The sequence below is a fragment of the Salipiger sp. HF18 genome, from assembly GCF_011806505.1.
Classification (GTDB): Bacteria; Pseudomonadota; Alphaproteobacteria; order Rhodobacterales; family Rhodobacteraceae; genus Salipiger; species Salipiger thiooxidans.
Map to the genome: position 1 here is coordinate 1 of NZ_JAATOS010000027.1, position 25,172 is coordinate 25,172.

At 67.7% G+C, this 25,172-nt stretch carries 24 protein-coding genes and 1 riboswitch; of the genes, 8 read left to right on the plus strand and 16 right to left on the minus strand.

All coding sequences use genetic code 11. From position 1 onward, the window contains the following. The coding region (locus tag HC022_RS05160) for a phosphatidylcholine/phosphatidylserine synthase (RefSeq protein ID WP_167451630.1) at positions 1–529 on the plus strand (529 nt) is incomplete at its 5' end. An 11-nt stretch (positions 530–540) separates the two neighbouring features. Further along, positions 541–837 (plus strand): alkylphosphonate utilization protein, encoded by a 297-nt coding sequence (locus tag HC022_RS05165; protein ID WP_167451632.1) that lies wholly within the window; start codon positions 541–543, stop codon positions 835–837. Between the two features lie 102 nt (positions 838–939). On the opposite strand, the gene HC022_RS05170 is transcribed toward HC022_RS05165, so the two are convergent. Next, positions 940–1,605 carry an outer membrane protein gene (locus HC022_RS05170; RefSeq protein WP_167451634.1) on the minus strand — a complete coding sequence of 222 codons (666 nt, stop codon included), beginning with the start codon at positions 1,603–1,605 and terminating at the stop codon, positions 940–942. Between the two features lie 220 nt (positions 1,606–1,825). On the opposite strand from HC022_RS05170, the gene petA reads away from it, so the two are divergent. The 3 genes from petA to HC022_RS05185 are packed head-to-tail and all read left to right on the plus strand — an operon-like array spanning position 1,826 to position 4,567. After that, on the plus strand, positions 1,826–2,401 hold the full coding sequence (gene petA / locus HC022_RS05175) for a ubiquinol-cytochrome c reductase iron-sulfur subunit (protein WP_040383666.1): 576 nt from the start codon (positions 1,826–1,828) through the stop codon (positions 2,399–2,401). A gap of 13 nt (positions 2,402–2,414) precedes the next feature. Next, positions 2,415–3,758, plus strand: a complete 1,344-nt coding sequence (petB, locus tag HC022_RS05180; RefSeq protein WP_008883358.1) for a cytochrome b — start codon at positions 2,415–2,417, stop codon at positions 3,756–3,758. A 20-nt stretch (positions 3,759–3,778) separates the two neighbouring features. Next, the gene (locus tag HC022_RS05185; RefSeq protein ID WP_040383765.1) at positions 3,779–4,567 is read left to right on the plus strand and encodes a cytochrome c1; all 789 of its coding nucleotides are present in this window, start codon (positions 3,779–3,781) and stop codon (positions 4,565–4,567) included. Positions 4,568–4,648: 81 nt separating this feature from the next. On the opposite strand, the gene HC022_RS05190 is transcribed toward HC022_RS05185, so the two are convergent. Genes HC022_RS05190 through HC022_RS05200 form a run of 3 tightly spaced genes read right to left on the minus strand, consistent with a single transcriptional unit; the run spans position 4,649 to position 7,873 of the window. Then, complete coding sequence (locus HC022_RS05190; RefSeq protein ID WP_167451636.1) at positions 4,649–5,347, minus strand: ATP-binding cassette domain-containing protein; 699 nt, start codon at positions 5,345–5,347, stop codon at positions 4,649–4,651. Further along, positions 5,331–6,878 (minus strand): thiamine/thiamine pyrophosphate ABC transporter permease ThiP, encoded by a 1,548-nt coding sequence (locus HC022_RS05195; protein ID WP_254884946.1) that lies wholly within the window; start codon positions 6,876–6,878, stop codon positions 5,331–5,333. Before HC022_RS05195 ends, HC022_RS05190 begins: the two co-directional genes overlap by 17 nt. Positions 6,879–6,886: 8 nt before the next feature. Continuing rightward, positions 6,887–7,873 (minus strand): thiamine ABC transporter substrate binding subunit, encoded by a 987-nt coding sequence (locus HC022_RS05200; RefSeq protein WP_089963288.1) that lies wholly within the window; start codon positions 7,871–7,873, stop codon positions 6,887–6,889. 57 nt (positions 7,874–7,930) lie between these two features. Beyond that, positions 7,931–8,043, minus strand: a riboswitch (TPP riboswitch). A gap of 96 nt (positions 8,044–8,139) precedes the next feature. Between HC022_RS05200 and aroC the strand changes: the two genes are divergently transcribed. Next, on the plus strand, positions 8,140–9,240 hold the full coding sequence (gene aroC, locus HC022_RS05205; protein WP_167451637.1) for a chorismate synthase: 1,101 nt from the start codon (positions 8,140–8,142) through the stop codon (positions 9,238–9,240). A gap of 77 nt (positions 9,241–9,317) precedes the next feature. Here the strand turns inward: aroC and HC022_RS05210 are convergent, their stop codons facing one another. From HC022_RS05210 to HC022_RS05240, 7 genes are all read right to left on the minus strand, one after another. Then, positions 9,318–11,189 carry a methyl-accepting chemotaxis protein gene (locus HC022_RS05210; RefSeq protein WP_167451639.1) on the minus strand — a complete coding sequence of 624 codons (1,872 nt, stop codon included), beginning with the start codon at positions 11,187–11,189 and terminating at the stop codon, positions 9,318–9,320. 98 nt (positions 11,190–11,287) lie between these two features. Continuing rightward, the gene (locus tag HC022_RS05215; protein WP_008883093.1) at positions 11,288–12,157 is read right to left on the minus strand and encodes a DMT family transporter; all 870 of its coding nucleotides are present in this window, start codon (positions 12,155–12,157) and stop codon (positions 11,288–11,290) included. A gap of 338 nt (positions 12,158–12,495) precedes the next feature. Continuing rightward, entirely contained in the window at positions 12,496–13,599 is a 1,104-nt protein-coding gene (locus tag HC022_RS05220; RefSeq protein ID WP_152335342.1) for a site-specific DNA-methyltransferase, read from the minus strand. A 100-nt stretch (positions 13,600–13,699) separates the two neighbouring features. Next, the gene (locus HC022_RS05225) at positions 13,700–14,329 is read right to left on the minus strand and encodes a ribonuclease HII (protein WP_040383670.1); all 630 of its coding nucleotides are present in this window, start codon (positions 14,327–14,329) and stop codon (positions 13,700–13,702) included. Positions 14,330–14,367: 38 nt separating this feature from the next. Continuing rightward, the gene (locus HC022_RS05230) at positions 14,368–15,126 is read right to left on the minus strand and encodes an SDR family NAD(P)-dependent oxidoreductase (RefSeq protein ID WP_167451641.1); all 759 of its coding nucleotides are present in this window, start codon (positions 15,124–15,126) and stop codon (positions 14,368–14,370) included. Positions 15,127–15,305: 179 nt separating this feature from the next. Beyond that, complete coding sequence (gene groL, locus HC022_RS05235) at positions 15,306–16,946, minus strand: chaperonin GroEL (RefSeq protein WP_008883487.1); 1,641 nt, start codon at positions 16,944–16,946, stop codon at positions 15,306–15,308. Positions 16,947–17,016: 70 nt separating this feature from the next. Continuing rightward, complete coding sequence (locus HC022_RS05240; protein ID WP_008883425.1) at positions 17,017–17,310, minus strand: co-chaperone GroES; 294 nt, start codon at positions 17,308–17,310, stop codon at positions 17,017–17,019. A gap of 330 nt (positions 17,311–17,640) precedes the next feature. Here HC022_RS05240 and HC022_RS05245 point away from each other — a divergent pair, with 330 nt between their 5' ends. Beyond that, a complete protein-coding gene (locus HC022_RS05245) occupies positions 17,641–18,621 on the plus strand; it encodes a DMT family transporter (RefSeq protein ID WP_167451643.1) in 981 nt (326 codons plus the stop codon). Between the two features lie 7 nt (positions 18,622–18,628). Here HC022_RS05245 and HC022_RS05250 read toward each other — a convergent pair whose 3' ends face one another. Beyond that, positions 18,629–19,288, minus strand: a complete 660-nt coding sequence (locus HC022_RS05250) for a DUF2161 domain-containing phosphodiesterase (RefSeq protein ID WP_040383672.1) — start codon at positions 19,286–19,288, stop codon at positions 18,629–18,631. A 152-nt stretch (positions 19,289–19,440) separates the two neighbouring features. Between HC022_RS05250 and HC022_RS05255 the strand changes: the two genes are divergently transcribed. Beyond that, positions 19,441–20,433: a TraB/GumN family protein gene (locus HC022_RS05255; protein ID WP_167451645.1), complete on the plus strand. Its 993-nt coding sequence runs from the start codon at positions 19,441–19,443 to the stop codon at positions 20,431–20,433. Positions 20,434–20,478: 45 nt separating this feature from the next. Here HC022_RS05255 and HC022_RS05260 read toward each other — a convergent pair whose 3' ends face one another. The 4 genes from HC022_RS05260 to HC022_RS05275 all read right to left on the minus strand — a co-directional run. Further along, positions 20,479–22,500, minus strand: coding sequence for a M3 family metallopeptidase (locus tag HC022_RS05260; RefSeq protein ID WP_167451655.1), 2,022 nt, complete (start codon positions 22,498–22,500; stop codon positions 20,479–20,481). Positions 22,501–22,625: 125 nt separating this feature from the next. Next, entirely contained in the window at positions 22,626–23,417 is a 792-nt protein-coding gene (locus HC022_RS05265) for an amino acid ABC transporter permease (RefSeq protein ID WP_167451657.1), read from the minus strand. Between the two features lie 22 nt (positions 23,418–23,439). Continuing rightward, positions 23,440–24,228, minus strand: coding sequence for a transporter substrate-binding domain-containing protein (locus HC022_RS05270; protein WP_167451658.1), 789 nt, complete (start codon positions 24,226–24,228; stop codon positions 23,440–23,442). Positions 24,229–24,302: 74 nt separating this feature from the next. Then, positions 24,303–25,172 (minus strand): molybdopterin-synthase adenylyltransferase MoeB (locus HC022_RS05275; protein ID WP_167451660.1); only part of this gene is annotated, 870 nt, incomplete at its 5' end.

Consider the following 25,172-nt stretch of genomic DNA (forward strand, 5'->3'; position numbering starts at 1 on the left):
CCTTGCCGACTTCCTCAACTTCGGCGTCGCCCCCGGCCTGTTGCTCTACACCTGGGCGCTCGAGGACAGCCGCAGCTTCGGCTGGCTCGCGGTGCTGCTCTTCGCGGTCTGCGCGGTGGTCCGGCTTGCGCGGTTCAACGTACAGCGCAAGTCCGAGGACAAGACCCACGACAACGCCTATTTCACCGGCGTGCCCTCCCCCGCGGGGGCGATGCTGGTAATGCTGCCGATGTTCATCAGCTTCGCCTTCGCCACCGGGCCCTTCCTGCCGGACCTGGTGCTTACCGCGTGGATGGTGCTGATCGGCCTCTCGATGATCAGCCGCATCCCGACCTGGTCGTTCAAGACCACCCGCATCCCCCGTAAGAGCGCCAAGTTTTTCCTCGTGGGCGTGGCCTTCGTGCTGGCGGCGGCGGTGACCTACGCGTGGATCACGCTGGTGGTCTTCTGCGTGGCCTATGTCGCCGCGGTGATCGTGATGTTGCCGCGCCGCCGCCGGAGCGCGGCCGGCAACGACCCTTCTGCATGAAAGGACCGGAAATGGCCGACGACAGTGAATGGATCTATGACGAGGCCAGCGGCGAATGGCGCCCGGCCTCCGAGGTGGGCACGACCGAGGCCGCGGCCGAGGTGCGCGACTCTGCCGGCAACCTGCTGGCAGACGGTGATTCCGTGGTGCTGACCAAGGATCTCAAGGTGAAGGGCGCCGGCCAGACCCTGAAACAGGGTACGGTGATCCGCTCGATCCGCCTCACTGACAACCCTGACGAGATCGATTGCCGCCACGACGCAATCAAGGGGCTTGTCCTGCGCACGGAATTCGTGCGCAAGCGCTAGGCATATTGCCGCAGCGATCCTGCGGCATTTCAGCATGGACCCTGCAAAAGAAGAGGGGCGGCCGTTTCCGACCGCCCCTTTTTCCGTGCAGAGGTCCCGCGCTCAGAACTTGAGCGACAGGCCCACGTTCAGCGCGTTGGTCTTGATGTCGGTGTTCAGCGAGCCGCCGCCGTCCAGGTCCGCCTCGTTCCACGAGTAGGTGAACTGGTATTCGCCGTAGACCGACCAGCGGTCGTTGATCGGGTAGCTCGCGCCGGCGAGCAGGCGCACCGCCGGGCCGGTGTACTGGTATTCGAAGGTGTCGTCGCTGCCGCCGGTGGTCGCGACCTCGACGTGCGGCACCGCAATGCCGACACCGGCGCCGACGAAGGGCGTGATCTTGCCCCACTGTTCGGGCCAGCGGCGCATGGCGTTGACGGTCAGGAGGTTGATGCCGTCGGTGAACTCGAGCGTCTCGAAGCCCGCATCGTCCCGGTCATCCTCGTTCGCGTAGACCTTGGCATGGGTGAATTCCAGCGCCACCCCGAAGGTGTCGCTGCGCCACCAGGTGCCGCGAAGACCCCAGTACGGGGGCATCTCGAAGCTCTTGCCGTCCCAGCCGATCAGCGCGTCGTAATCCTCGCCGGTGCCCGGGTAATCCCCCGAGATGCGGCTGTGCGGCGCGGTCTGCCACCCGGTGTAGACCGACATTTCGTAGTCCTGCGCGGCCGCTTGCGTCGCGGCGAGGGCGGCAGCGGACACAATCGCTGATAGAATCAAGGTCTTCATGGGGAGATGCTCCGGGGCATTGCGGCATTTTCCCGCAGAGATAATCCTGTCGCGCCGAGGATTCAATTGCGACAGATGCGCACTTGTCCCGATCACAAGTTCATGATTGCTTTACGGGCACATGTCAGATCGCTAAATACGCGAGCGGACAGGCCGTTCAGGGAGACGGCCCCCCAGCATTTGGCCGCGTATGTTGGCCGCGAGGAATGGAGAATACCCCGTGACACACGCTGAAGATCACGAAGGCACTCGGAGGGACTTCCTCTACTACGCAACCGCAGGAGCCGGTGCCGTTACCGCCGGTGCCGCCGTCTGGCCTCTGGTCAACCAGATGAACCCGTCGGCGGACGTGCGGGCGCTCAGCACCATCCGGGTCGACGTGTCCGGGGTCGATACCGGCACGCAGCTGACCGTGAAATGGCTCGGCAAGCCGGTGTTCATCCGCCGCCGCACCGAAGCCGAGATCGAGGAAGGCCGCAGCGTCGAGATGAGCCAGCTGGTCGACTCGGTCGCGCGCAACGCCAACATCGACAGCGGGGCACAGGCGACCGACCAGAACCGCACGCTTGACGAAGCCGGCGAGTGGCTTGTCATGATGGGCGTCTGCACGCACCTGGGCTGCGTTCCGATCGGCAACGCGGGCGAGTTCACCGCCGGCGGCGTCGGCGGCTGGTTCTGCCCCTGCCACGGGTCGCACTACGACACCGCGGGCCGCATCCGCAAAGGGCCCGCGCCGCAGAACCTCCCGGTTCCGGCCGCGGAATTCGTCGAAGAAACCACCATCCTGTTGGGTTGAGGAGGCACGCAAGATGTCGGGTATTCCGCACGACCATTACGAACCCAAGACCGGACCCGAGCGCTGGCTGCACAAGCGCCTGCCGATCGTCGGTCTTCTCTATGACACGATCATGATCCCCACGCCCAAGAACCTCAACTGGATGTGGATCTGGGGCATCATCCTGACCTTCTGCCTTGTGCTGCAGATCGCCACCGGCATCGTGCTGGTGATGCACTACACGCCGCACGTGGACATGGCCTTCGCCAGCGTCGAGCACATCATGCGCGACGTGAACGGCGGCTTCATGCTGCGCTACCTCCACGCCAACGGCGCCTCGCTGTTCTTCGTGGCGGTCTACCTGCACATCTTCCGCGGCCTCTACTACGGCTCGTACAAGTCCCCGCGCGAGGTGACCTGGATCATCGGCATGCTCATCTATCTGTGCATGATGGGCACCGCGTTCATGGGCTACGTGCTGCCGTGGGGCCAGATGTCGTTCTGGGGCGCCACCGTGATCACCGGCCTGTTCGGCGCCATCCCCTTGATCGGCGAGCCGATCCAGACCTGGCTTCTGGGCGGACCGGCCGTGGACAACGCCACGCTCAACCGCTTCTTCTCGCTGCACTACCTGCTGCCCTTCGTCATCGCGGCGCTGGTGGCGGTGCACATCTGGGCCTTCCATTCGACCGGGAACAACAACCCGACCGGCGTGGACGTCCGCCGCGGCTCCAAGGCCGAGGCCGAGAAGGACACCGTGCCGTTCTGGCCCTACTACGTCATCAAGGACGTCTTCGCCCTCGCGGTCATCCTCGCGGTGTTCTGGGCCATCGTGGGCTTCATGCCCAACTACCTCGGCCACCCGGACAACTACATCGAGGCCAACCCGCTCTCGACCCCGGCGCACATCGTCCCCGAATGGTACTTCCTGCCGTTCTACGCGATCCTCCGCGCCTTCACCTCGGAAGTCTGGGTCGTGCAGATCGCATCCGCCATCACCGGCGGCATCGTCGACGCGAAGTTCTTCGGCGTGCTGGCGATGTTCGGTGCCATCATCGCCATGGCGCTGGCGCCCTGGCTCGACACCTCGTCGGTGCGTTCGGGCAAGTACCGTCCGCAGTTCAAGTGGTGGTTCTGGCTGCTGGTCATCGACTTCATCGCGCTGATGTGGCTCGGTGCCATGCCTGCGGAAGAGCCCTATGCCAGCTTCTCGCTGATCGGCGCGGCCTACTGGTTCGGCTACTTCTTCGTGATCCTGCCGCTGCTCGGCGTGTTCGAGAAGCCGCTGCCGCAGCCCGCGACCATCGAGGAAGACTTCGAAGCCCACTACGGCAAGTCCTCGGAAAAGGGCGCCACCTCGGCGACCCCGGCCGAGTGACAGAGAAAGGACAGATGAACATGTTCAGGAAACTTGCCCTTTCGACCGCTGTGGCTCTCGGCCTTGCGACCGGCGGCGCCTATGCCGCCGGGGAAGGTGGTCACGTCGAGGATTACGACTTCTCCTTCGAAGGCCCCTTCGGCACCTATGACCAGATGCAGCTGCAACGCGGCCTGCAGATCTACACCGAGGTCTGCTCCGCCTGCCACGGCCTGCGCTACGTGCCTTTCCGCACCCTCGCAGACGAGGGCGGCCCGCAGTTCCCCGAGGATCAGGTCCGCGCCTACGCGGCCCAGAACTTCGAGATCTACGACGATGAGCTCGAGGATTTCCGCCCGGCGACCCCGACCGACCACTTCCCGGCCAACACCTCGGTCGGCGCTCCGGACCTGTCGCTTATGGCAAAGGCCCGCGCCGGCTTCCACGGCCCCTACGGCACCGGCCTGAGCCAGCTCTTCAACGGCATGGGCGGCGCCGAGTACATCGCTTCGGTCCTCACCGGCTACACCGGCGAGACCAAGGAAGAAGCGGGCACGACCTTCTACGAGAACCACGCCTTCTCGACCGGCTGGATCTCGATGGCCCCGCCGCTCGCGGGTGAGGACGTGGAATTCGCCGACGGCCACCCCAACGAACTGCACCACGAGGCGCAGGACATCGCGGCCTTCCTGATGTGGGCGGCCGAGCCGAAGATGATGGCGCGCAAGCACGCGGGCTTCGTCGGCGTGCTGTTCCTTACCCTGCTGTCGGTGCTGCTCTACCTCACCAACAAGCGGATCTGGCGCCCGATCAAGCACAAGGACGCCTGATCGCCTCCCCTGAAAAGCAAGAAAGCCCCGCCATCGCGCGGGGCTTTTTCATGTCCGTGATTCCGTCTGGCGGCGGGCCCCTCAGGACCCGAGGTAGCGGCGCAGCGCCTCCGGCGGATCGTTGAAGAGCGCCATGGTCCCGACCGGCGGATGCGCCACGCCCTCGGCCACCAGCACCACCTCCTCGGCAAAGCGCTGCGCGTCCTGCGGGTCGTGGCTGACCAGCAGCACCAGCGCCCCCAATTTAGCGGCAACGGTGCGCACGAGCTCGAGCATCTCGACCTTGAGCGCCGGACCCAGCGCCGCGAAGGGCTCGTCCAGCGCAATCACCGGCCGTTTCTGCAGCAGCACCCGCGCCAGCGCGGCGCGGCTCTGCTGCCCGCCCGAAAGCGCGCCGGGCCTGCGCCCGCCCAGCCCCGCGAGCCCGACCCGCTCCAGCGCCTCCCCGACCGCGGCGGCCTCGGTGGCCCCGAGGCGACGGCCATCGGGCCTGAGCGCAAGACCGAGGTTCCGCGTCAGCGTGAGGTGGGGAAAGAGGTTGTTTTCCTGGAACAGCATCGCCACCGGCCGCCGGTCTGGCGTGGCACTTGTGATGTCCTCGCCCCGCCACGACAGGCGACCGCTCTCCGGCAGGCGGAACCCGGCGATGAGGTCGAGCAGCGTCGACTTGCCCGCCCCGGAGGGCCCGATGATCGCCACCCGCCGCCCCGGCGCCAATTCAAGATCGGCCGAGAGCGAGAACTCCCCCTCGCCGTAGCGCAGATCAGCCAGCGTCAGCATTCACCCGCCCTCCCCTGTCGAACAGCCAGAAGGCACCGAAGCTCAGCACCAGCAGCAGCAGCGCCGCGCCCGCCGCGGCCTCCATGCGATAGGACCCCATGAGCCCGTAGACCTGCAACGGCAGCGTCGCGCGGTCGGGGTCGGCGAACAGCGCCACGACCCCGAGATCGCCCATCGACAGCGCCGCCGTCAGCCCCGCGGCAAAGCCCAGCGGGCGCCGCAGCCGAGGCAGCAGCACCAGCCGCAGCCAAGCCAGCGGCGTCAGCCCCAGCGCCTGCGACAGCCGGGCGTAATCCGCCCGGATCGCCTCGGCCTCGGGACGCAGGATCCGCAGCGCGAAGGGCAGCGAGACCAGCGCGTTGACCAGCGCCGTCACCGGCAGCGCGAGGGTCAGCGGGTTGGCATAGGGCCGCACGATCAGGAACAGCCCCGTGCCCAACACCAGCGGCGACAGCGCGATGCCGGCCAGCCCCACGAGCTCGCCGCTCCGGGTCGAGAGCGGCAGCGCCCAGGCGATGCAGAGCACCGTCGAGGCCAGCGCCACGCTCACCGAATGCCCCGCCGCCTGCCACGTGCTTGGCCCCAGCAGCAGAAGCCCCGGGAGACCGCGCAGCACCACCAGCAAGAGCGGCGTCAGCAGGAAGGCCGCCGCGAGCGCCACCCAGAGCCCGTCGCAGATCCGCGCCGTGGCCCCCTGCCCGTCCCAGCGCTGCTGTACCCGGTCGAGGCCAGCGCCGAATCCGGTCCCCGCGCCGAGCCGCAGCGCCACCAGCCCCGCCGCCAGCGCCAGCCCGAGCTGGATCACCGACAGCAGCGCAGCCCGCCCGAGGTCGAAATCAAAGCGCACCGCCTGGTAGATCGCGAGCTCCACCGTCGTCGCCCGTGGGCCTCCGCCCAGCGTCAGCGCCACGGCAAAGCTCGACAGGCAGATTACGAAGATCACCGCGAAGGCGCCCGGCGCGATGCGCAGCAACATCGGCGCCTCGAGCACGCGAAAGGTCGCCCAGGGGCTCAGGCCCAGCGACGCGGCAAGCCGGAAGCGCTCGGCCGGGATCGAGAGCCAGCCCTGCAGCAAGAGGCGCACCGCCAGCGGCAGGTTGAAGAACACGTGCGCCATGACCACGCCATGCACGCCGTAGACCGTCATGCCGGGCAGGCCGAGGCTGCGCAGGACCGCGTTCACCAGCCCGTTCTGGCCGAAGACCGCGATCAGGCCGAGCACTGCCACGATCACCGGCAGGATGAAGGGCGCGCCCATCAGCGCCACCAGCACGCCGCGGCCCGGGAAGCGGCGCCTCGCCAGCGCCCGCGCCACCGGCACCGCCAGCGCCACACTGAGCGCGCCCGACAGCACCGCCTGCATCAGCGTGAAGCGCAGTGCCTGCCAGTCGCCCGCTCCGAGCTGCCCCCACCCGCCGGCGCGCAGCAACACCGCCGCCACCGGGGCGAGCGTCAGCAGCGCCACCGCCAGGGCCGCCAGCGCGGCGGGCAAGGCGCTCCGCCAGCGCAGGGAGGTCAGTGGCGCCGCCAAGGTTCAGCTCAGCGCGACAGCGCCCGGCGCCACGCGTCGATGGCGGTGTCGCGCAGCTCGGCGGCCTCGTCCTCGGTGTAGAACAGCACCTTCTCGGGCAGATCGAGCTCCCTGAAGCCCTCGGGCCAGCGGTCGCGCGGCAGGGCGGCCGGGATCGACCAGTTGCCGGTCGCGATCATCTCCTGGAACGGCTCGCTGAGCAGGAATTCCATGAACGCATCCGCCAGTTCGGGCTGGTCGGTGTTCGCCAGCTTCGCGGCGAGCTCGACCATGAAGTAGTGGCCCTCGGGGAAGATCGCGGCCTTCTTCGTGCGGTCGTCCTCGGCGATGATGTGATAGGCGGGGCTCGTGGTGTAGCTCATCACCATGTCGGCCTCGCCGTCGGTGAAGAGCCCGTAGCTCTCGGACCAGCCCTTGGTGACGGTGAGGATCTTGGGCGCCAGCTTTTCCCACGCGGCCTCGGCACCGTCGCCATAGATCGCTTCGACCCAGAGCACCGTGGCGAGCCCGGAGATCGAGCTGCGCGGGTCCTGGATCACGATCTTCAGGTCATCGGGCGCGTTCAGCAGCGCCTCAAAGCTCTCGGGCGGCTCGGACAGGCGCTCGGTGTTGTAGACGAAAGCGGTATGGCCGTAATTGTACGGCAGGAAGATTTCGTCGGTCCAATCGATGGGCAGCGTCAGCGGCGACAGGTCCACCCCGTGCGGCGCGAAGAGCCCGCTCTCGCGCGCCTTCTTGGTCACGTCGGTGTTGAGCCCGAAGACCACGTCGGCCTCTGTGTGCTCGCCCTCGAGCAGGATCCGCGGCAGTAGGTCGCCAGGCTTGAACTGCAGGTCGCAGCCGCATTCCGCCTCGAACAGCTCCTCGATCTTCGGACCGGGTCCCCACTCCGAGACGACGTAATCGCCGGCGTAGACGGTCAGAACGGGGAGATCGGCCAGCGCGGTGCCGGCAGTGAGACATCCCGCTGCAAAGATGGTGGCCGTGGTCTTCATGGCATCCTCCAGACTTGCGGCGAGAGGGCAAGACTGGGCATCGCTGGGCTCGACCGGGCGGATTGCCGTCACCTTCCCTCCGCCGGTGTTAACCGGGTCAGGTTCAACGGGTTCGCGACGCTCGCATCTCAGCCCTGCCGCGCACCGGCCGGACACCCCGAGGTGTCGGAATTGGTAACCGCGCCGCTGGCACCGTGCAAGGTGAAATCCCTTGAGCCGCAGCCGTTGCTGGCCTAGGAGATGCCCCGGACAAGGAGACCTGCGCCATGAGCATGAACACATTCGGCCACCTGTTCCGCGTGACCACCTGGGGCGAATCCCATGGCCCGGCGCTGGGGGCGACGGTGGACGGCTGCCCTCCGGGCGTGGCGATCGACGAGGCCATGCTTCAACAATGGCTCGACAAGCGCAAGCCGGGCCAGAACAAGTTCACCACGCAGCGGCGCGAGCCCGACGCGGTGCGGATCCTGTCCGGGGTGTTCGAGGGCGTGACCACCGGCACACCGGTGCAGCTGATGATCGAGAACACCGACCAGCGCTCCAAGGATTACGGAGACATCGCCGAGAAGTTCCGCCCCGGCCACGCCGACATCACCTACTGGCAGAAATACGGCATCCGCGACTATCGCGGCGGCGGCCGGTCCTCGGCGCGCGAGACCGCAGCCCGGGTCGCGGCGGGTGGCCTGGCGCGGGCGGCGCTGGCCGAACTGGCGCCCGGTCTCGAGATCACCGGCTACATGGTGCAGATGGGTCCGCATGGCATCGACCGCGCCAATTTCGATGAGGCCGTCATCGCCGGGAACCCGTTCTGGTGCCCCGACGCCACGGCTGCCGAGACCTGGGCCGGCTATCTCGATGACCTGCGCAAGTCCGGCGACAGCGTCGGGGCGGTGATCGAGGTGACGGCGCGCGGTGTGCCTGCGGGGCTGGGAGCACCGATCTACGCCAAGCTCGACACCGATCTTGCCGCGGCGGCGATGTCGATCAACGCGGTCAAGGCCGTGGAGATCGGCGAGGGCATGGCGGCGGCGGCGTTGCGCGGTTCCGAGAACGCCGACGAGATCCGCATGGGGCCGGACGGGCCGATCTACAGCTCGAACCATGCGGGCGGCATTCTCGGTGGCATTTCGACCGGGCAGGACATCGTGTTGCGCTTCGCGGTGAAGCCGACCTCGTCGATCCTGACATCGCGGCGGACGATCACCAAGTCTGGCGAAGAGACCGAGATCATCACCAAGGGCCGTCACGACCCGTGCGTCGGCATTCGCGCGGTACCGGTGGGCGAGGCGATGGTGGCCTGCGTGCTGCTCGACCACCTGCTGCTGCACCGGGGCCAGACCGGTGGCAACCGCGGCCGGATCGGCTGACGCCCTAGATCCCGTCTTGTCGAAACGGAACTGATGCGCGGCGCCTGTTGCGCGCCGCGCTGGCTCGGCAGCGGTGGTCAGAAATCCTCCCACATGGCGGCGTCGCCATTTGCGGCGCGGCGCTGCGGGCGGGGCGCCGAGGCGGAGTCGGGCGCCGGTCCGAACTCTTCGATGGGTGCGGAGACCGGGGTCACCTCTTCGAGCTCGACGTAGCCATCCCCGCCGGAGAAGCGGTTGAGCTGCGAGGTCAGGCGCTCCGCCTCGGAGCTGAGCTGCTGGCTCGCGGCGCTTGTCTCGCCCACCATGGCGGCATTCTGCTGGGTGACCTTGTCGAGCTCGGCCACGCCCACGTTGATCTCCTGCAGGCCCGCGGACTGTTCCTTGGCGGCGACGGCGATCTCACCCACCATCTCAGAGACCTCGGTGACGTAGCGCACGATGTCGGAGAGCGTCGCGCCGGTCTGCTCCACCAGCTGGCCACCGTCCTTGACCTGTTGCGAGCTGTTCGACACCAGCGTCTTGATCTCGCGCGCGGATTCCGAGGCGCGCTGCGCCAGCGAGCGGACCTCGGAGGCCACGACCGAGAAGCCCTTGCCGCTTTCGCCTGCGCGTGCCGCCTCGACGCCCGCGTTCAGCGCCAGCAGGTTGGTCTGGAAGGCGATGTCGTCGATGACGCTGATGATCTGGGTGATCTGGTCCGACGACGCGGCGATGGAGCTCATGGCGGCCAGCGCCCGCTCCATGATCGCCCCGCCCTCTTCGGCGCGGCGACGGCCATCCACCACGCGGCGGTCGGCGTCATCGGCCCGCTCGGCGGCGGCGCGGACGCTGCTCGACATCTCCTCGAGCGCGGCGGCGGATTCCTCGAGCGTGGCGGCCTGCACCTCGGAGCGGCGCGACATCTCGGTCGACATGTTCGACAGCTCGCGCGAGTTGCGCTGCACCATGTCGGCGGATTCACGCAGCGAGTCCATCAAGTCGCCGATCTTCTCGGAGAGCCCGTTGAAATCGTCGCAGATCTTCTTGTAGCTCTCACCCAGATCGCCCCATTCCGAGGCGTCGAGCCGCTCGTCGAGCCGGCCCTGCGACAGCCCTCCCATGGCGCCTCCGAGCGCTTCGAACAGCGACATGCGCCGGGCGTTGACGGCCTTCTCCCGCGAGTCAGCCGCTTCGGCGCGGCCGAGCGCGTCGCGCAGCTCCTCGAGGCTGCGGGCGATGGCACCGGCCTCGTCACCGTGCTGGGTTCCGGCAACCTCGGAGGCATAGTCGCCCTTTGCGATGCGCTGCACCGCCCCCGCCACATCGTTGACCGGGCGCGCCAGCAGCCGTCCGAACACCAGGACCAGCACGAACGACACGGCGGTGACCGCGATCAGAGAGGCGGCCAGCACGATCTTGCTCTGCGACACGCTGGCCTGCGAGGTCTGCTCGGTCGCGATCGCCTGCACGCGCACAACCTCCTGGATCTCGTCGACCGCGGCGATCTGTTCGTTCATCTTGTCGTAGAGCGGCCGGATGTTCACGCCGAGGAAGCCGCGCCCCGACTCTCCGGCTGTCTCGGTCACTTCGACCGCAATCGCGGCGATTCCGGCCGCCACCGCTTCGAGCCTGTCCGCGAATTCGGGCCGGGCGGCCGCGCCGCTCTCGGTCTCGCGGAAGAAATGCACCTCGTTGCCGATATCGCGCGTGATCTCGCCAAGGTTGCCAAGCATGCTGTCGACCGAGCCCTTCTCGGCCCGCGCGATCCTAAGCAGGTCGAGGCGGGCCTGCTCTATATCCTCGCGCACCCGCGCGATGAGTTCGTTCTGCTTGAAGATGTCGAAGGTCAAGGTCACCTCGTGCGCGACCTTGCTCTGCACGGTCCAGGACAGCACACCGCTGACCGCGAGAAGCAAGACGAAGATCATGCCAAGGGCCAGGATCTGAATCCTGATGGAAAACCGTCTCATGTTCGCTGCTATGCTCCTGTTCCGTCCGCGCGCTTCGCCCGGCAGGCATGTGAGCTATCAGAGAGGTGTAAACAAACCCTTCGGCAGATCCGGAAAACTCAACGCATCGCCACGCGCGAGCGCTGCACCGCGAGAATGCCCACGGTGATGATCACCACGCCGATCACGTCGTAGCGGCCCATCGGTTCGGCCAGCAGCAGCGCTGCGATGGCCACCCCGAAGAACGGGTTGAGGAAGTGGAAAGTCGCCGCCCGGATCGCCCCGATGCGTTCGACCAGCAGCACCCAGACGAAGGTCGCGGCGACTCCCGGGACAAGCACTGTGTAGGCGAAGGCCGCGATCAGTTCCCAGGACCAGCTGATCTCGGGCGTCTCGAAGGCCAGGGTCAGCGGCCAGAGCAGCGCGCTGCCCACAAGCATCTGGAGTCCGACGATCATCATGACGTTGCCACCCGAGACGGCCCCCCGCACGGACAACGTGGCAACCGCCAGCGACAGCACGCCCAGCACGCAGAGCAGCACGCCCAGCGGGTCGGCGCCGCCCTGCAGCCGCGCGCCCATGATCACCGCCACGCCCAGCACGCCCGCCAGCAGCCCGGCGTAGCCGATCGGCCGCAGGCGCTCGCCCAGCCAGAGCCAGCTCGCCAGCGCCACGACCAGCGGCATGGTGGAGGCGACGATGGAGGCGAGCGAGGCCTGAACGGTCTGCATCGCGACGAAGTTGAGGCCGAGGTAGAGCGCGTTCTGACAGACCCCGAAAATGATCGTGGCGCGCCATTGCGCGCGGTTCAGACGCCAGCTCTGCCCCAGCATCCGGGCGATGGCCACGGCCAGCAGCCCCGAGAGCAGGAAGCGCAGCGCCAGCGCGCCCATGGGCGGGGCGGCGGTGACGATGATGCGTGCCGAGGTGAATGCCGAGGACCACATGACCGCAAAGGCCAGCCCCATGAGTATCGCGCGCAGATCCATACGTCCCTCCGTTTGCGCACAAATGACCGCTGGGGCAGCCGAGGTCAATCGGGTGCGCGCCCTGCGCCTCTGCCCGGGCGCCGCGGATCGGTCGGGCGCCGTATCTCCCGGCGGGGAGGAGTTCCAGGGTGCCCCGGCGCGCTGGACGCCTTGCGCGGGCTGTCGTGCGACATGCCATGCGCCACGCCACCGCTTCCGGCCACAGCCTTCGCAACGAGACGGCAGGCCGCCAAGAAAAAACCCCGTCCGCACAGGCGGACGGGGCCAGTCTGTGCCTGTCGTGACAGGCACCGGCGGTGTTCCGATTGTTCTTCTGGTGTTCGCTGGAGCCCGCTGGCTCAGTGCGGGCGGGCGGCCATCTCAGCGCGGATCTGCTGGCGCAGCACGTCGATGGGGACGTGCTTGCCGTCCTTGCGGAAGTGCCAGTAGGTCCAGCCGTTGCAGGACGGGGCGCCCTCGAGATGGGCGCCGACCTGATGGATCGAGCCTTTCACGTCATCGCCCACGAGCGTGCCGTCGGCCCGCACCTTGGCGACCTTTCCCGAAGGCGAGACCAGCATCTCGCCGGGGCGCAGCATGCCGCGCTCGACGAGCTGGCCGAAGGGGATGCGCGGCTCGGCGCGCTTGGCACGGGTGACTTCCAGCGCCGAACGGTCGAAGGCGCGGATGTCGGCGATCCGGCGCGTCGCCACCTCGCGGTAGGCGGCCTCGCGCTCGATGCCGATCCAGTCGCGGCCCAGCATCTTTGCCACGGCTCCGGTGGTGCCGGTGCCGAAGAACGGGTCGAGCACCACGTCGCCGGGGTTGGTGGAGCCCACCAGCACCCGGTGCAGCAGGCTCATCGGCTTCTGCGTCGGGTGTGCCTTGTCGCCGTTGGCATCCTTGAGCCGCTCGCCACCGTTGCAGATCGGCAGCACCCAGTCCGAGCGCATCTGGATGCCCTCGTTGAGCGCCTTCAGCGCCTCGTAGTTGAAGGTGTATTTCGCCGCATCCGACTTCGACGCCCAGATCATCGTCTCGTGGGCGTTGGTGAAGCGCTTGCCGCGGAAATTCGGCATCGGGTTGGACTTGCGCCACACCACGTCGTTCAGAATCCAGTAGCCGGCATCCTGCAGCGCGGCACCGACGCGGAAGATGTTATGATAGGAGCCGATGACCCAGATTGCACCGTTGGGCTTGAGCACGCGGCGGGCGGCGGCGAGCCACTCGCGGGTGAACTGGTCGTAGGCGGCGAAGCTCGCGAACTGGTCCCAGTGGTCATCCACCGCGTCGACGCGGGAGTTGTCCGGGCGGTGAAGCTCGCCCTTCAATTGAAGATTGTAAGGGGGATCTGCAAAGATCAGGTCGACGGATTCCTCCGGCAGACTGTTCATCATCTCGATGCAGTCACCGTCCAGAATCGTGTTTAGAGGGAGCGTTTTCACGCCCTTCGTCTTGGTCATCGCGTTCATCTCTGCCTCAGTCCCTTTGGTGCATTTTTGCACTCGTTGGTTGACGACAAAGATGAGTCAAAGGTGATTCGTGGTCAATTTCTTTTTTGAATCAGTCACTTGCGCTTTGCGCTTGCCACAAGATATTGTGTATCGGCTTGAAGGATCGCCTATGATGAGGGGTCACACCAAGATTCTGGAGCGCCAGCTTGTGGCTTTTGGACCCGTAACCGGCGTTGGTTTCCCAGCCGTAGCCGGGATGGTGTTGCGCCAAATCCCGCATCAGCCTGTCGCGCCAGATTTTCGCGACCACCGAAGCAGCCGCGATGCTCACCGACCGGCCATCGCCCTTGATAATCGGAGTCGCCTCGCACGGGAGCTGGGGCGGCAGAAAACGCCCGTCCACAAGCACGTGTCCGGGGGCGTTTTCGAGCCCCGTGACGGCGCGGTGCATGGCCAGCAGGCTGGCCTGGAGGATGTTCAGCTGGTCGATCTCCTCGACACTGGCGCTGCCGATGCTGACCTCGGCACATTCCCAGAGCCAGGCCGACAGACGCGCCCTGCGCTTCGCCGTGAGCTTCTTTGAATCGTTGAGCCCCGGCGGCACCCAGCGCGGGTCGAGCACCACCGCCGCCGCCACCACGGGACCGGCCAGCGGGCCGCGGCCGACCTCGTCGACGCCGGCCACGCGGGTGCCCTTCTCCCAATGGGGGGCTTCGAAGGAATCGTCGGGAAACTCCATGCCGCCAGAAAGACCACCGGCGGCACGGGTTCAAGGGGTCAGGCCTGCGGCGGCTGACCGTTCGAGGCCGAAAGGCCACCGTCCACCGGCAGGTTCACACCGTTGACGAAGCGCGCGTCGTCGCTGGCGAGAAAGGCGATCACGTCGGCGATGTCTTCGGGCTCGGCCGGGCGCCCCAGCGGGATGTGCTCGAGGAACTTCGCCACCAGCGCGTCGTTCTCGACCATGCCCGAGGTGAGCTCGGTCTTGGTGAAAGAGGGGTTCACCGCATTCACCCGCACGCCGCTCTCGCGGGCGTCGAGCGCGAGCGCCCGCGTCAGGTTGGTGATGGCCCCCTTGGCGGCGTTGTAGGCGTGCATGCCCCAGTCGCCGCCGAGGCCCGACACCGACGAGGTCATCACGACGTTGCCGCCGCTCGCCTTGAGATCGGGCCACAGCGCCTTGGTGAGCCGCCACACGCCTGTGACATCGGTTTCCATGACCTCGGCCCAGCCATCCTCGCCCACCTCCTCGATGGAGCCCATGACGGCCGTGCCGGCGTTGTTGACCAGCACGTCGACGCGGCCAAAGGCCTCGCGGGCACCGCTGGCGGCGGTGCGGACGCCATCGCGGGTCGACAGGTCGGCGGCCACCACCCTGGCGGAGGGGATGTCCGCGGCCACCGCGTCAAGCTTGGATTGCGTGCGCGAGACGAGCACCACATTCGCCCCCTCGCGCCCGAAGCGGCGGGCGGTGGCGGCGCCGATGCCCGAGCTCGCGCCGGTGACGATGACGGTTTTTCCGATGAAGCGTTCCATCGCTGGATCCTTTCCTTTGGTCGTTTGCAGACCAACGGCAGGCGGCGCGAGGCGTTCCGACATCACGTAAAGCGTGACCACGGCATAAAAAAACAGGGGAACCCGAGGGCTCCCCTGTCGAAGGTCTTCAGCGGCCCGGGGCAGTTGCCCGCCCCGGTCACTCCTGCAGGCAGGAGTGATTACATCATGCCGCCCATGCCGCCCATGTCGGGCATGCCGCCGCCAGCAGGCGCGTCTTTCTGCGGCTTGTCGGCAACCATCGCCTCGGTGGTGATGAGCAGGCCTGCGATCGATGCCGCATCTTCCAGAGCGGTGCGGACGACCTTTGCCGGGTCGATCACGCCGAACTTGAACATGTCGCCATATTCGTCGGTCTGAGCGTTGTAGCCGAACTTGAGATCTTCGCTTTCGCGGATCTTGCCAGCCACGACCGAACCGTCGACGCCCGCGTTCTGGGCGATCTGACGCAGCGGAGCTTCCAGAGCCTTGCGGACGATGGTGATGCCGGCGTTCTGGTCGCTGTTGGCGCCTTCCAGCCCGTCGAGGGACTTGGCACCCTGCACCAGGGCAACGCCGCCGCCGACCACGATGCCTTCCTGAACGGCCGCGCGGGTCGCGTTCAGTGCGTCATCGACGCGGTCCTTGCGCTCTTTCACTTCGACTTCGGTCATGCCGCCGACGCGGATGACGGCCACACCGCCTGCCAGCTTGGCAACGCGTTCCTGCAGCTTCTCACGGTCGTAGTCCGAGGTGGTTTCCTCGATCTGGGTGCGGATCTGGGACACGCGTGCCTCAATCTCGGCTTTCTCGCCAGCACCGTCGACGATGGTGGTCTCGTCCTTCGTGATCGAGACTTTCTTGGCCGAGCCAAGCATGTCCACGGTCACGTTCTCGAGCTTCATGCCGAGATCTTCCGAGATCACCTGGCCGCCGGTCAGGATCGCGATGTCCTGCAGCATGGCCTTGCGGCGGTCGCCGAAGCCCGGTGCCTTGACGGCTGCGATCTTGAGGCCGCCGCGCAGCTTGTTGACCACGAGGGTCGCCAGCGCTTCGCCTTCGACGTCTTCCGCGATGATGAGCAGCGGCTTCTGCGACTGGATCACCGACTCGAGCAGCGGAACCATCGGCTGCAGCGAGGAGAGCTTCTTCTCGTGCAGGAGGATCATGCAGTCGTCGAGCTCTGCAATCATCTTGTCGGCGTTGGTCACGAAGTAGGGCGACAGGTAGCCGCGGTCGAACTGCATGCCTTCGACGACGTCGGTCTCGGTCTCGAGGCCCTTGTTCTCTTCGACGGTGATGACACCCTCGTTGCCGACCTTCTGCATCGCGTCAGCGATCTGACGGCCGATTTCGGCTTCGCCGTTTGCAGAGATGGTGCCGACCTGAGCGACTTCGTTGGTGTCGTTCACCGGGCGGGCAGCGGCCTTGATGGCCTCGACGACCTTGGCGGTTGCCAGATCGATGCCGCGCTTGAGGTCCATCGGGTTCATGCCCGCTGCGACCGACTTCATGCCTTCCTTGACGATGGCCTGAGCCAGAACCGTCGCGGTGGTGGTGCCGTCACCGGCTTCGTCGTTGGTGCGGGAAGCGACTTCCTTCACCATCTGCGCGCCCATGTTCTCGAACTTGTCTTCCAGTTCGATCTCCTTGGCCACCGACACACCGTCCTTGGTGATGCGGGGGGCGCCGAAGGATTTGTCGAGCACCACGTTGCGGCCTTTCGGGCCGAGGGTCACCTTCACCGCGTCGGCGAGGATGTTCACGCCGCGCAGCATACGGGTGCGGGCATCGGTATCGAACTTCACGTCCTTTGCAGCCATGTGCAAATCTCCTGAATTCTGTTGGGGTTGGGCGGCGCGGGGGCCGCCGTTCGTCCGTGAGGATCGGCGCTTACGCGGCCTCGGTCACACCAAGGATGTCCGATTCCTTCATGATCAGCAGCTCTTCACCGTCGATGCTGACCTCGGTGCCCGACCACTTGCCGAACAGGATCCGGTCGCCAGCCTTTACGGCCATCGAGATCAGCTCGCCGCTGTCCTTGCGGGCGCCATCGCCGCATGCGACCACGACACCCTCGGCCGGCTTTTCCTTGGCGCTATCGGGGATGATCAGACCACCCTTGGTCTTCTCGTCGCTCTCAACGCGGCGGACCAGCACACGGTCATGAAGCGGTTTGAATGCCATCTTCGAGTACTCCTGGCTCAAAGTTTGTCCCTGTATCACGACCCCGGCGGGGTCGTTAGCACTCACTGAAGTGGAGTGCTAATGGCGCATAGCTAGGCACCGACGCGAGTCGTGTCAACAGGCTCGACCCGGAAAAAAACCGCGCCCTCGCGGGCTGCGGCAGGCCCTCCGGGAGCGCCCGCTGGACCGCATCTATGCACGATCGCGACGAGCGAAAGCCCCCCGGCCGGAATCCGCCGGGTCGGCCTTGCAAGACAGGGCATGGCGCCCGACGCGCAAACGTGATTTGGTATACCATAGCCACACGCCACCTTCCCGAGTCCCTCCCCCATGCCGACCCATCCCGCCGCATCTCTGCCGGTGCCGCCTTCCGCGGCCAGCCGCGCGCCCGACAACATGAAGGGCATCGCCCTCATCACCCTCGGCTTCGTGTTCTTCGGCGCCACCGACGCCATGGCCAAGCTGCTGACCACAGAGCTGCCGGCGCTGCAGGTGGTCTGGATGCGCCAGATCGGGCTGTTCATGGGCGTGCTCGTCATGCTGGGGATGCGCGGCCTGCACCTGATGCGCACCCGCCATCCGGTCATCCAGATCGGCCGCGGCGTACTCGCCACCTGCTCCGCCGCTTTCTTCATCCTGACCATCCAGCACGTGCCGCTCGCGGATGCCACGGCGGTCACCTTCATCGCCCCCTTTATCGTCACCGCCATCGCCGGGCTGTTCCTGAAGGAGCCCGTCGGCTGGCGCCGATGGGCCGCGGTGGCCGTGGGCTTCGCCGGCATGCTGATCGTCATCCGCCCCGGCATGGGGGTCTTCCACCCGGCGATCTTCATGGCCGTGGCCGCCGCCACCGCCTTCGCCTCGCGGCAGCTGCTGTCGCGGATGCTGAGCGGCGACGACACCATCGCCACCACGGTGGCCTATACCTCGATCACCTCGACGCTGATCCTCACCCTGCCCATCGCCTTCGTCTGGGAAACGCCCGGCGCGTCGTGGATCTGGTTCGTGGCCCCGCTCATGGCGCTCTGCGCGGGCGTGGGCGAAATCTTCATGATCCGCGCGCTCGATGTGGCGCAGGCGGTGGTGGTCGCGCCGATGCAATATTCGATGATCCTGTGGAGCACGCTCTACGGCTTCATACTCTTCGCCGACCTGCCGGATCTCTGGACGCTGCTCGGCTGCGCGGTGATCGTGGCGTCGGGGCTCTACACCCTGAACCGCGAGCGCATCGCGGCCCGCAAGGCAAAGCAGCGCGCCCGGGCGGAGGCCGCAAACGAGGCCGAGGCCGCCGCCCGCACCGAAGAGATCTGAGCCCGCGTCACCAGCTGTCGGCCCAGTGCACGAGACCGGCCCGGCCGGTCTCGGTCAGCGCGTAGATGCCCTTCTCGACGCGCTCGAACCAGCCGTAATGGTTGTCGGCCATGAGCCGCGTCGCCAGTTTGACGCCGGTCGCCGCCGCCACGTCCCGCCCGCGCGAGGCGCCATGCTCGGCCAGGTGCGCAGCACAGCGCAGCGCCTCCTGCCGGTAGCCGGTGACGATGCCGTGCCGGGTGGCGCCGCCGTCGTTGGGGTCGCCGCTGATGCGCTGGAATTCACGCAGAAGCCGCGCCCGCTTGGCCTTGTTGCGGCGCGGCGCATAGGGCCCCGGATCGCACTGCACCTCGGCCCGCCCGTCGCGTACGGTGATGAAGCCGAGCCCCAGCCTCCGGCAAAGCGCGAGGGTGTCGCGCAGGGCCCGCCGCGCGCTGCGTCCGCCGGGCTTCGGCACCGCGATGTAGACCGCGTCGCAGACCGACAACCGGGCCACAGCCTGGTGGAAAAGCGCCAGCGAAATCCGCAACTTGAGTTCGACGATGACCGGCTCCTCGTCGCCCCGCACGGCCACCAGATCGGCAGCGCCGACCTCGCCCTTGACGTCGTAGCCCTGCCCCGCCAGCAGCGCCTTGACCGGCGCATAGAGTTCGCTTTCCCGCTCCATAGCGCGCAGAGTGGCCGCGCGCCCCGCCACTGTCCATCCCCCGCCCGGCGCGCCCCTCGGAAACCCGCGCACCGGCGGCGTGGCATCTGCTTCATGTCCCGCGCCAAACGCGCTAGCGTCGCGCTGAATGTTCCACGTGAAAGGTCCCTGCCATGCGTCGCACCCTTCTTGCCCTCGCCCTCCTGCTTGCCCCCGTCGCCGCGCAGGCCCAGTGCGAGGGCGAGGACCTGCGCCTCACGCTGACCGGGGACGAGCGCGCCCGCCTCGACGCACTGATGCAGGACATGCCCTACCCCGAGGGCAACCGCTGGCGCGCCGAGCGCGGCGACGAGGTGATCCACCTCGTCGGCACGCTGCACTTGAGCGATCCGAGGCTGGACGCCCCGTTCGAGCGGCTGAAGCCGGTGATCGCCGAGGCCGGTGCCCTGCTGCTGGAGCTGCCGAAGACCGAGCAGGACAAGCTCATCGAGGCGATGACCACCCGGCCCGAGCTCCTGCTGCTCACCGAGCAGACCCTGCCCGAGCTGATGCCCGAGGAGGACTGGCAGATGCTGGCCGAGGCCGCCCGGGCGCGCGGCGTTCCGGCGGTGATGGCCGCCAAGATGCGGCCCTGGTACCTGTCGATGATGCTGGCCATCCCCGCCTGCGCCGCCACTGCCATGCAGGAACAGGACGGGCTCGACGTGCGGCTCGAGGCGCTGGCCACGGCCCAGGGCGTGCCCACGGTGGCGCTCGAGCCCTATGACACGATCTTCGCGCTCTTCAACGAAGAGCCGCTGGACGAGCAGATCGAGATGATGGGCGCCAGCCTTGCCGCCGGCGGCGAGGAGGATGCCGACAGTTTCGCCACCACCATCGCCGCCTATTTCGACGAGCAGGCGGGCGAGATGTGGAAGTTCTCCGAGATCCTGATGATCCGCACCGGGCTCTACGAGCCCGATGAGGCAAGTGCCCTGATGGCCGAGTCCACCGACGCGCTGCTGGCCCGGCGCAACCACGCGTGGCTGCCCATCCTCCTGCGAACCGCCGCCGAAAGCGAGGCACCCGTTGTCGCGGCCTTCGGTGCCGCCCACCTGCCGGGCGAGGATGGCGTTCTGCAGCTTCTCGAAAACGAAGGCTTCACGATCACCCGCGAAGCCTTCTGATGTCCGGGACGGGCACGGGTGCGCCCGGCCCCCGCGCCAGCCGGGTCAGGCAGCGAGCCCGCGCCCCTTGAGCAGGGCCTCGACGCCGGGCATCCGGCCGCGGAAGCTGGTGTAGAGCTCCTCGGCCTCGCGCGAGCCGCCCTTGGACAGGATGAATTTCTCGAGTTTTTTCGCCGTCTCCGGGTCGAAGGCGCTGCCCGCTTCCTCGAAGGCCGCGAAGGCGTCGGCGTCCATCACCTCGGACCACATGTAGCTGTAGTAGCCGCTGGAATAGCCGTCGCCCGAGAAGACATGGGCGAAATGCGGCGTGGCGTGGCGCATGGTGATCGCCTGCGGCATGCCGATCCGCTCGAGCACCTCGGCCTGCTTGCGCATCGGGTCCGCCGGCGCGGGGCCCGAGTGGAATTCCAGGTCCACCAGCGCCGAGGCCACGTATTCCACCGTCTGGAACCCCATGTCGAAGGTCGCCGCCGCCAGCACCTTGTCGAGCAACGCCTTCGGCATCGGCGCGCCGGTCTCGGCGTGGGTGGCGAATTCCTCGAGCACCGAGGGCACCTCGAGCCAGTGCTCGTAGAGCTGGCTCGGCAGCTCCACGAAGTCGCGCGCCACCGAGGTGCCCGAGACCGAGCCGAACTCGACGTCCGAAAGAATCTGGTGCAGTGCGTGGCCGAACTCATGGAAGAGCGTGCGGGCGTCGTCGTAGGAGAGCAGCGCGGGCTTGCCCTTGGAGGGCTTCGAGAAGTTGCAGACGTTCACCACGATCGGCGTCTCGAGCTTCGGCCGCTTGGCCTGGCTGCGCATCGCCGAGCACCATGCCCCCGACCGCTTGGAGGCCCGGGCGAAATAGTCGCCGATGAAGACCGCGAGATGCTCGCCGTTGCGGGACACCTCCCAGGCGCGGCAATCGGGATGGTAGAGCGGCACGTCGAGCGGCTTGAACTCGAGCCCGAAGAGACGGCTGGAACAGGTGAAGGCCGCCTCGATCATGCGCTCGAGCTGCAGGTAGGGCTTGAGCTCGGCCTCGTCGAGATCGTGCAGCGCCTTGCGGCGCTTCTCGGCGTAGTAGCGCCAGTCCCACGGCTGCAAAGCGTCGTTGATGCCGTCCTCGCGCAGCATCTCCTCCATCTCGGCCGCGTCCTTCAGGGCCTGTGCGCGCGCGGGCTCCCAGACCTGCATCAGCAACTCCCGCACCCGCCCCGGCGTGCCCGCCATCTCGGTCTCAAGCTTGAACTGCGCGAAATCCTCGTAGCCCAGCAGCCTGGCCCGCTCCTCGCGCAGCTCCAGCGTCTCGGCGGCGATGCCGCGGTTGTCGGTCTCCCCGCCGTTCTCGCCCCGCGCGGCCCAGGCGCGGAACGCTCTCTCGCGCAGGTCACGCCGCGGCGAGAACTGCAGGAAGGGCACGATGAGCGAGCGCGACAGCGTCACCACCGGCCCCGGCTGCTCCAGCGCCTCGCCGGCCGAACGCGCGGCGTCCACGACGAAACCCGGCAGCCCCTCGAGATCGGCTTCGGCCAGCGGCATGAACCACGCCGCCTCGTCCTTCAGCAGGTTCTGGGTGAACTGCGTGCCCAGCACCGCCAGCCGCGACTTCACCTCCTTCATGCGATCTGCCTCGGCGCCGGTCAGCGCCGCCCCCGCCCGCACGAAGCCGCGGTGGGTGAGATGGAGCACCCGCGCCTCTTCCTCCGAGAGGCCAAGATCGTCGCGCCGCTCCCACAGGTCGGTGATGCGCGCGAACAGCGCCGCGTTGGCGTAGATCGCCGAGGAATGCGCCGCAAGCTTCGGCGAAAACTCCCGCTGCAGCGCCTGCCGCGCATCGTTGCTGTCGGCGCCCGCCACCGAGAAGAACACTGAGAGCACCTTGTCGAGCCCCTCGCCCGCGCCCTCCATCGCCTCGATGGTGTTGGCGAAACTCGCAGGGTCGGGGTTGTCGGCGATGGCCTCGATCTCGGCCAGGTGCGCGGCCAGCGCCTCCTCGAAGGCGGGGGCGAAATCGGCGTCGGAAATCCGGTCGAAGGGCGCGATCCGGAACGGCGTGTCCCAGTCGGCAAGCAGCGGGTTGGTCATGGATGAAACTCCTTGTTCCCCCCAAAGCTATGTCCCCGTCCCGCCCCCTGCAATCCCGCGCCGCGCCCGGCCCTTCCAATGGCCCCAAATATCCCCGCCGGAGGCATCCGCCACCGGCCACGGGCTCAGCCCTTCGGAGTCTCGCGCAGCCGCGCCTCGAGCCGGCGCAACGCCAGCGACAGCGTGATGGTCATGGTCAGGTAGATCAGCGCCACGACGTTGTAGGTCTCGAAATAGCGGAAGTTCCCCGCCGCCGTGACCTTGCCCAGCTGCGTCACGTCCAGCACCCCCAGCACCGAGACCAGCGAGCTGTCCTTGACCATGGCAACGAAATCATTGCCGAGCGGCGGCAGGATGGTGCGGATCGCCTGCGGCAGCACGATCAGCCGGAAGCGCTGGTAGCGCGAGAGCCCGAGCGCCTGCGCCGCCTCGACCTGGCCCTCATCGACCGACAGGAGCCCGGCCCGGAACACCTCGGCGATGAAGGCGGAATAGCCGATGGTAAGCGCGAGGATCGCCCGCCAGACCAGCGGGAAGTCCCGTGTCCGGGCAGGCTCCACCCCGAGCCATCCCAGCGCCCAGTTGCGCAGCTCGACCAGCGCCGGAGCCAGCACGAAGGCCACATAGAGCAGCAGCACGAGCATCGGGATGCCGCGCACGATCTCGGTGTAGAACCGCGCCAGCTGCCGTGGCAGGCGGTGGTCCGAGAGCGACATCAGCGCCACGCCCATGCCCAGCGCCGAGGCCAGCGCGAAGCTCACCAGCGTCACGAAGACGGTGACCTGCACGCCCTTCGCCAGCGTGGCGAGGATCTGCGCCTGCAGCTCGTCCGCCAGCACCGCGCCATAGCCCAGCGCCCCGAGCGCCAGCACCGCTACCAGCCACCACGGGAAGTCCTTGTCGCGCGCGGGTGTCACGCCGGGAAAGCCGCCCGCGCCCTCACTCGCCGAGCTTGTAGTCGAGGAACCACTTGGTGTTGAGTGCATCCAGCGTGCCGTCTGCCTGCAGCGCGGCGATGGCCGCGTTGATCGGCGCCACCAGATCCGAGCCCTTGGGGAAGATGAAGCCGAAATCCTCGGTCCCCAGCTTGTCTCCGACGATCTTCAGCCCGCCGTCCGAGGCCGCCACGTAGCCCTCGCCCGCGGTGCCGTCGGTCAGGACGAGATCCACGTCACCCACCCTGAGCGCCTGCACCCCGGCCCCGAAGGTCTCGAAAAGCCGGATGCGCGGGTTCGCCTCGTCGCCGTCGAGCACGTCGTAGACGCCCACGTAGAAGGGCGTCGTGCCGGGCTGCGCCGCCATCAGCAGGTCGTCGTCCGCGGCAAAGCTCGCGGCGTCGGCGAAGCGCTCCTCGTCGCCGCGCACCAGCATGACCATCTCGGAGCGCATGTAGGGGTCCGAGAAATCCACCACCTCGGCGCGGTCGTCGCGAATGGTGATGCCGGTCATGCCCATGTCGTACTGCCCCTCCGAGACCGCGGGGATCATCGCGTCCCACGAGGTCGTCTCGTAGACCACCGTCAGGTTCAGCCGCCCGGCGATCTCGGCCATGGCGTCGTATTCCCAGCCGATGGCGTCACCGCTCGAGGGATCGACGAACTGCAGCGGCGGATAGGCGTTCTCGGTCGCGACCACGATCTCGCGCCCGCCGAGATCCGGCAGCTCCTGCGCCGCGAGCGGGGCGGCGGTCAGCATAAGGGCGGCGAAGGCGTGGAAGACAGGTTTCATGACGGGCAACTCCGGTGAGGTTCCGGGCCAGTATGGCAAGCCGCAGGTCAAGCGCAAGCGGCGGGGCGCGGCGCTCAGCCGCCGCAGACCGGGCAGTCGGGACGCCGCTTCAGGGCGATCTTGCGGGTCTCGCCCCAGAGTGCGTCGTAGATCAGCATCTCGCCCAGCAGCGGCTGCCCGGCCCCGGCGATCAGCTTCACCGTCTCCACCGCCATCATCGCGCCCACGACCCCCGGCAGCGGCCCCAGCACCCCGGCCTCGGCGCAGGAGGGCGCAAGCCCCGGCGCCGGCGCCTCCGGGAAGAGGCACTGGTAGCAGGGCGTGCCTTTCGCGGGGGCAAAGACCGAAAGCTGCCCCTCCCACTGGCTGAGCGCGCCCGAGACCAGCGGCTTGCCGGCCGCCACGGCGGCAGCGTTCGCAAGGTAGCGGGTGGTGAAGTTGTCGGTGCCGTCGAGGATCACGTCATACTCGGCGAAAAGCGCCTCCGCCGTCGGGGCGTCGAGTCGCCGGTGATAGGGGCGCACCTCGACATAGGGGTTCTGCGCCTCCATCGCCTCCTTGGCCGAGAACACCTTGGGCATGCCGATCCGCGCGTCGCTGTGGATCACCTGCCGCTGCAGGTTGGCGTTCTCCACCACGTCGTCGTCGATGACGCCGATGGTGCCCACCCCCGCCGCGGCGAGATATTGCAGCGCCGGTGCGCCAAGCCCGCCGGCGCCGATCACCAGCACCCTGGCCTCTCGCAGGGCCTTCTGCCCCGGCCCGCCGAGCTCACGCAGGACGATGTGGCGGGCATAGCGCTCGAGCTCGGCGCCCGAGAAGCCCGGCTTGCGCGCAGGCGCCGCCGGGGCCGCGGCGCGCGCCTCGGCCTGAGCATCCGCCCGAGCCTTGACCCGGCGCAGCACGAAGGCATAGGCCAGCGCAATGGCCGCAAAGCCGCCGAG